The organism is Brevundimonas sp. P2_A6, from assembly GCF_056404975.1.
This window is the reverse complement of sequence record NZ_JBFUCZ010000005.1, coordinates 1-2,500: the sequence shown is the minus strand read 5'-3', so window position 1 is coordinate 2,500 and position 2,500 is coordinate 1. Positions and strand designations below refer to the sequence as shown.

Below are 2,500 nucleotides of genomic sequence, written 5' to 3'. Positions count from 1 at the left end.
GATTAAAGTGGTACGTGAGCTGGGTTCAGAACGTCGTGAGACAGTTTGGTCCCTATCTGCCGTGGGTGTTCGAAGCTTGAGAGGATCTGTCCCTAGTACGAGAGGACCGGGATGGACATACCTCTGGTGGACCTGTCATGGCGCCAGCTGTGCAGCAGGGTAGCTAAGTATGGAATAGATAACCGCTGAAAGCATCTAAGCGGGAAACTAACCTCAAAACAAGGCTTCGCTGAGGATCGTGGAAGACTACCACGTTGATAGGCCAGGTGTGGAAGCGCGGCGACGCGTGAAGCTTACTGGTACTAATAATCCGATCGGCTTGATCGTTTCTCAGCAAAACTCATTCGATTTTCGAATACGACAATGTCTTCTCGCATACTTCTTGGGCTAACGCGCTTTGCGCTACTTGAGCCCGAGGATCTGATATCCGCTTGGTTGACCTGGTGGTTATGTCGGAGGTTCCCCACCCGATCCCATTCCGAACTCGGTCGTTAAGCCCTCCAGAGCCAATGGTACTTCGTCTCAAGGCGCGGGAGAGTAGGTCGCCGCCGGGTCTACCAAGCGGATATCGGATTGTGTGTTTCTCTCGAACATCTTCCTTCACAAAGCCGCTCTTGCCGCGGGATGGAGCAGCCCGGTAGCTCGTCAGGCTCATAACCTGAAGGTCGCAGGTTCAAATCCTGCTCCCGCACCCAAGATCTGAAAGCCCCGCCGGTTTTAACCGCGGGGCTTTTTGCTGTTCGCCGCCGGTCATGGTGGCGTGTCGTCACGCCCGCGCATCCAGTTCCGTTCTCGGCGGTTGATGCGCTCTGTCCAGAGATCGACCCCGCCGGACACTCCGCCCCGCCTAGTGCATTCGATGTGGAGTGATGCCACCGCCGGACACCGGATTGCGGTGACTCCAGGACACAGCCGGCCGAGGAAAGTTTAGCCGAAGGCCGAGGGTCTGGAACATCTGGTGGTCGTGTGCGAACGCTCCGGTCGTGCCTTTGAGGAACCGCGTGCGATCAATGAACCGCTGTGGATAGTGTGATCCAGTTTTCCGCCGCTCGCCCGGCCAAGGCCGGGCCCTCGTCATCGGTCACCGCTAGCAAGCGCGGCCGATGGGGCGTGCCATCATGACTTCGGGCCCAGTCGTTCTGGTCACCGGCGGAGCCGGTTATGTCGGCTCCCATGCCTCCTTGGCCCTGCGCCAGGCGGGCTTCATTCCTGTCGTTTACGACAATCTTTCGAACGGCCACGAAGCCTTCGTCCAATGGGGACCCTTCGAACGAGGGGATATTCTGGATCGTGACCGGCTCGATGCGGTGATCGCCCTCTACAGGCCCATTGCGGTGATGCATTTCGCGGCCCTGATCGAGGTCGGTGAATCGGTCCTGCAACCGGCGCGCTTTTATCGCAACAACGTCGTCGGTGCCCTGACCCTGATCGAGGCGGCCCAGGCCGGGGGAATCGACAAGTTGGTCTTTTCGTCGACCTGCGCCACCTACGGCGAGCCGGTTCACGTGCCCATGGACGAGACCCATCCCCAAAACCCCATCAATCCGTATGGGCGCACCAAGCTGATGATCGAACAGGCCTTGGCCGATCTGGATCGGCATGGCGGCCTGCGGTCTGTCTCGCTGCGCTATTTCAATGCGGCAGGGGCCGATCCAGAGGGGCGAATAGGAGAGCGGCACAGCCCGGAGACCCACGCCATCCCACTCGCCATCCAGGCCCTGCTGGGGCAGCGGGCCAGTTTCTCGGTGTTCGGTTCGGATTATGACACGCCCGACGGGACCGCGGTTCGCGACTATGTCCATGTGCTTGATCTGGCCGATGCGCATGTGCGGGCCCTGCGATATTTGATCGAGGGTGGGGCGACGACCGCGATCAATCTGGGCACCGGTACGGGTACGTCCGTGCGCGAGCTGATCGGAGCGATCGGCTCGGTCGCCGGCGTGTCTCTGCCCGTCGTCGAAGCGGAGAGGCGAACAGGCGACGCGCCGCTGCTGGTCGCGAACGGCGAACGTGCCCGCGACGTCCTCGGATGGTCGCCCTCGCGCGATCTTCTGGATGTCGTGTCGAGCGCCCTGGCCTGGCACCGGGCGGAGCAGGCCCGCGACTGATCTTTCTGCCGTGAGGCATGGCGCTTTCTCTGCGGATCGTGTTCCAAAGAGGCGAGATCAGGAGACAGCCGTGGCCCGACCCGTGCAGGACGAAACCCCACCGGTAAAGCGGCCCCGCAGATCCAGAGCTGTCTCAGGCACGGCTGCGATGGCGTCGTCGCCACACGAGCCGCCGACAACGGCCGCTTCGAAGGGCCCACGCGCCTGGTACGGTCATCTGTATGTTCAGGTGGTTGGCGCGATCGTGCTTGGGGGTCTGATCGGTCATTTCTTCCCGAGCTTCGGCGAGAGCCTGAAGCCGCTGGGTGACGGCTTCATCAAGCTGGTGAAGATGGTGATCGCGCCGGTGATCTTCCTGACCATCGTCACGGGCATCGCGGGGATGCGCGATC

2 protein-coding genes, 1 tRNA gene and 2 rRNA genes (1 of these 5 cut by a window edge) are annotated in these 2,500 nt (G+C 61.4%); all 5 read left to right on the top strand.

The features are described from left to right. Positions 1-327, top strand: a 23S ribosomal RNA gene (locus AC1DW4_RS12235) (it extends 2,456 nt beyond the left edge of the window). A 112-nt stretch (positions 328-439) separates the two neighbouring features. After that, a 5S ribosomal RNA gene (gene rrf / locus AC1DW4_RS12230) occupies positions 440-554 on the top strand. Positions 555-618: 64 nt separating this feature from the next. Continuing rightward, positions 619-695, top strand: a tRNA-Met gene (locus AC1DW4_RS12225). A gap of 423 nt (positions 696-1,118) precedes the next feature. Continuing rightward, positions 1,119-2,108, top strand: coding sequence for a UDP-glucose 4-epimerase GalE (galE, locus tag AC1DW4_RS12220; protein WP_477017548.1), 990 nt, complete (start codon positions 1,119-1,121; stop codon positions 2,106-2,108). Between the two features lie 148 nt (positions 2,109-2,256). Further along, positions 2,257-2,500, top strand: a 244-nt coding sequence (locus AC1DW4_RS12215) for a cation:dicarboxylate symporter family transporter (protein ID WP_477017547.1), incomplete at its 3' end; no start/stop codon positions are given.